At 54.9% G+C, this 3,054-nt stretch carries 5 protein-coding genes; all 5 read left to right on the top strand.

What is annotated here, in order from left to right; genetic code table 11:
- Positions 1-504: methionine--tRNA ligase subunit beta (gene metG, locus ACOYIE_RS10160; protein ID WP_433412864.1), on the top strand; the 504-nt coding region annotated here is incomplete at its 5' end.
- Between the two features lie 67 nt (positions 505-571).
- Positions 572-793 (top strand): DUF4177 domain-containing protein, encoded by a 222-nt coding sequence (locus tag ACOYIE_RS10155; RefSeq protein WP_433412862.1) that lies wholly within the window; start codon positions 572-574, stop codon positions 791-793.
- The gene (locus tag ACOYIE_RS10150; RefSeq protein WP_433412860.1) at positions 790-1,119 is read left to right on the top strand and encodes a hypothetical protein; all 330 of its coding nucleotides are present in this window, start codon (positions 790-792) and stop codon (positions 1,117-1,119) included. Before ACOYIE_RS10155 ends, ACOYIE_RS10150 begins: the two co-directional genes overlap by 4 nt.
- A 10-nt stretch (positions 1,120-1,129) precedes the next feature.
- A complete protein-coding gene (locus tag ACOYIE_RS10145) occupies positions 1,130-1,894 on the top strand; it encodes an HAD hydrolase family protein (protein WP_433412858.1) in 765 nt (254 codons plus the stop codon).
- 16 nt (positions 1,895-1,910) lie between these two features.
- Positions 1,911-2,681, top strand: a complete 771-nt coding sequence (locus ACOYIE_RS10140; protein WP_433412856.1) for a TatD family hydrolase — start codon at positions 1,911-1,913, stop codon at positions 2,679-2,681.
- The last annotated feature ends 373 nt before the right edge of the window (positions 2,682-3,054 follow it).

The following is a 3,054-nucleotide window of genomic DNA, read 5'->3' as shown; positions in this document are numbered from 1 at the left end:
AACGCGGCGGATCAGGGCGTGGAAAGCCTTGCATCGTTTGACGGTATGCAGGCAGGCACGCCGGTGGGCGAGGCGTCCATCCTGTTTGAGCGCATCGACATTCCGAAGAAGCTGGCCGAGATCGAAGAGGAGAAGCAGGCCGCGCAGGCGGCAGAGCAGCCGGCCGTCACCTTCCTGCCGGATATCCCGTTTGACGATTTCTGCAAGGTGGATATGACCGTGTGCAAGGTGCTGGCGTGCGAGAATGTCAAGAAGAGCGAAAAGCTCTTAAAGTTCCAGCTCGACGACGGCTCGGGCAAGCCGCGCCAGATTTTGTCCGGCATTGCAAAGTATTATAAGGCGGAGGAGCTGGTCGGCAAAACCGTCGTAGCCGTGACCAACCTGCCGCCGCGTAAGATGATGGGACAGGAGTCCAATGGTATGCTGCTGTCTGCCGAGAAGGACGGCAAGCTCAATCTGCTCATGCTCGATGATGCGATTGCAGCGGGCGCGAAGCTGTGCTAAAATGAAAGAGCGAGAGGGGCTGCGGTTCTGCCGCAGCCCCTTTTATGCTGCATAAGGAGGATGGGGAATGTATCAGTACGAATATGAGCGGCTTGAAATGGAGATAGGTGAATGGGGGCCTGTCGCTGGACATCGGTTTATTATGGAAAAGCACAGGGAGATCATTCAGCAGCGTGCGCAGCAGGGCTGGCGTTTTGTTTCCCTGATTCCAACGCGCCAGCAAAGGGCGAATGGTATTACAGAGGAAGTGGATCTTGTGTTTGAACGGCCTGTGGAGGACGAAGCATGAATCCCAAAGGTATCCCGATGGCGGTGATTTTGTGGATTTGTGCGGCGGTATTTCTTGGTATCGGCTGCTGGGCAGCGCGGCGGCGCGATCCGATGCACTTTTGGGCGGGCAGTACGGTCAGACCGCAGGAAATACGGGATATTCCTGCCTATAACCGCGCCTGCGCCCGCCTGTGGTGGAGCTATGGGGCGGTATATGTGCTGGCGGGTGCCGCCGGCCTGTTTTCCATGCTGTGGGCGGGCGTCATGACGGCTGCGGCCTGCCTGCTCGGTTTGCCCGCGCTGATTTTTGCCTACGGGCGAATTTACAAAAAGTACAAGCAGTAAGAGGAACTTTATGCAGAAGAAGTATTTCTTTTTTGATATCGACGGCACATTGGCAAGCGGACTGACGATGCGAATGCCGGAAAGTGCGGTGCGCTGTGTGGAGCAGCTGCGCGCAAATGGGCATTTTGCCGCATTGGCGACCGGCCGCTTACAGGCATCCGCAGCGGCTTTTGCTGCGCGCTATGGTTTTGACCAGATCGTAGGAGACGGCGGCTATAGCCTGACCATTGACGGCGAGGTGGTTGAAATGCAGAGCCTGCCGGTCCGGCCGTGCATTGCACTGATCGACCGGCTGCGGGCCTGCGGCATTCCGTGGGCGGTAACAGTGGAAAATGAGCAGCTGTGTATCACGCAGGATGCGCGCTATCCGGCATATGCGCCGTCGGACTATTTTCCGGTCAAACTCGATACTGCGTTTGATTACCGGCAGATGACGAAAGTGTATAAGGTATATATTGCCTGTACGCCGGAAGAAGGAAAAGATATTGACTGCGGCGGCCTGCCGACGGTGCGCTACAACGGCGATGTTCTGTTCATCGAGCCCACCAGCAAACAGTATGGCATACGCCGGATGCTGGACAGACTGGGCGCAAGGGACGAGGATGCTGTTGTGTTCGGAGACGGTACGAACGACGTATGTATGTTTGGGCAGGGGTGGCTTTCCATCGCGATGGGCAATGCATGTGCGGCGCTCAAGCGGCGCGCTGATTACATCACGACAGCCGTGGATGACAATGGTCTTTGGAACGCCTGCCGGCATTTCGGCTGGATTTGAAAGGAAGGATATATCAATGCTGTTTGATACCCATGCGCATTATGATGATGCGCGCTTTGATGAGGACCGCGATGCGCTGCTGTCCTCCATGCCGGCGCATAATGTGGGTCTGATTTTGAACCCCGGCTGCGATGTGGAGACCAGCCGCAAGGCAGTAAGCTATGCACAAAAATACCCATTTATATACGCTGCTGTGGGGATTCATCCGGAAAATATTGACGAAAACTGGAATAATGACCTTGCGGTTATTAAAGAAATGGCGCAGCGCGAGACCAAGGTGCGCGCCATCGGAGAGATTGGCCTGGACTATTATTGGGAGAAGGAGGAACGCGCCCGTTCCCGTCAGCAGGTGGTGTTTCGCCGCCAGATGGAGCTGGCGCGGGAGCTTCACCTGCCCGTTATTGTGCATGACCGTGAAGCGCACGGAGACTGTATGGAGATCACACGGCAATTTCCGGAGGTGCGCGGCGTATACCACTGCTATGCAGGCAGCGTAGAGATGGCGCGGGAATTGCTGCGGCTGGGGTACTATCTTTCCTTTACAGGGGTGATCACATTTAAGAATGCCCGCAAGGCGATTGAGGTCATTCGCGAAGCGCCGCTTGACCGGCTGATGATTGAGACGGACGCCCCCTACATGGCGCCCGAACCGTATCGCGGCCGCCGCAACTCCTCATTGTATGTACACCGCATGGCGGAAACGATTGCTGCGGTCAAGGGGGTGGATGCGGCCGAGGTGGAACGTGTGACAATGGAAAACGGCAAACGGCTGTTTGCAATTTCCTGATGAAAAATGAACGTTTTTGCTTGACAGAATCCTGATGATACGGTATAATAATTTCTGTCGCTGGGGATAATGCCCGCGCGGCAGTTTGGGGGCGTAGCTCAGCTGGGAGCCTAACCAATTAAAAGTATGCCCCCATCGAGCAACCACAAATCGACAATTAAATATTACACACCCCGAAAACTTCCATAATCGGAAATATCTGGGGGTATAGCTCAGCTGGGAGCCAAGTAAATTAAAAGTATGCCCCCATTGAGCTACCACAATTCGACAATCAAATATTGCGTACCCTATAAAATTCCTTTTTGGAAATATATGGGGGTATAGCTCAGCTGGGAGCCTAACCAATTAAAAGTATGCCCCCAGTGAGCTACCA

Source organism: Agathobaculum sp., from assembly GCF_050946325.1.
Lineage (GTDB): Bacteria > Bacillota > Clostridia > Oscillospirales > Butyricicoccaceae > Agathobaculum.
Note: the sequence above shows the minus strand (reverse complement) of the source record. Positions and strands in the feature narration are given on the sequence as shown.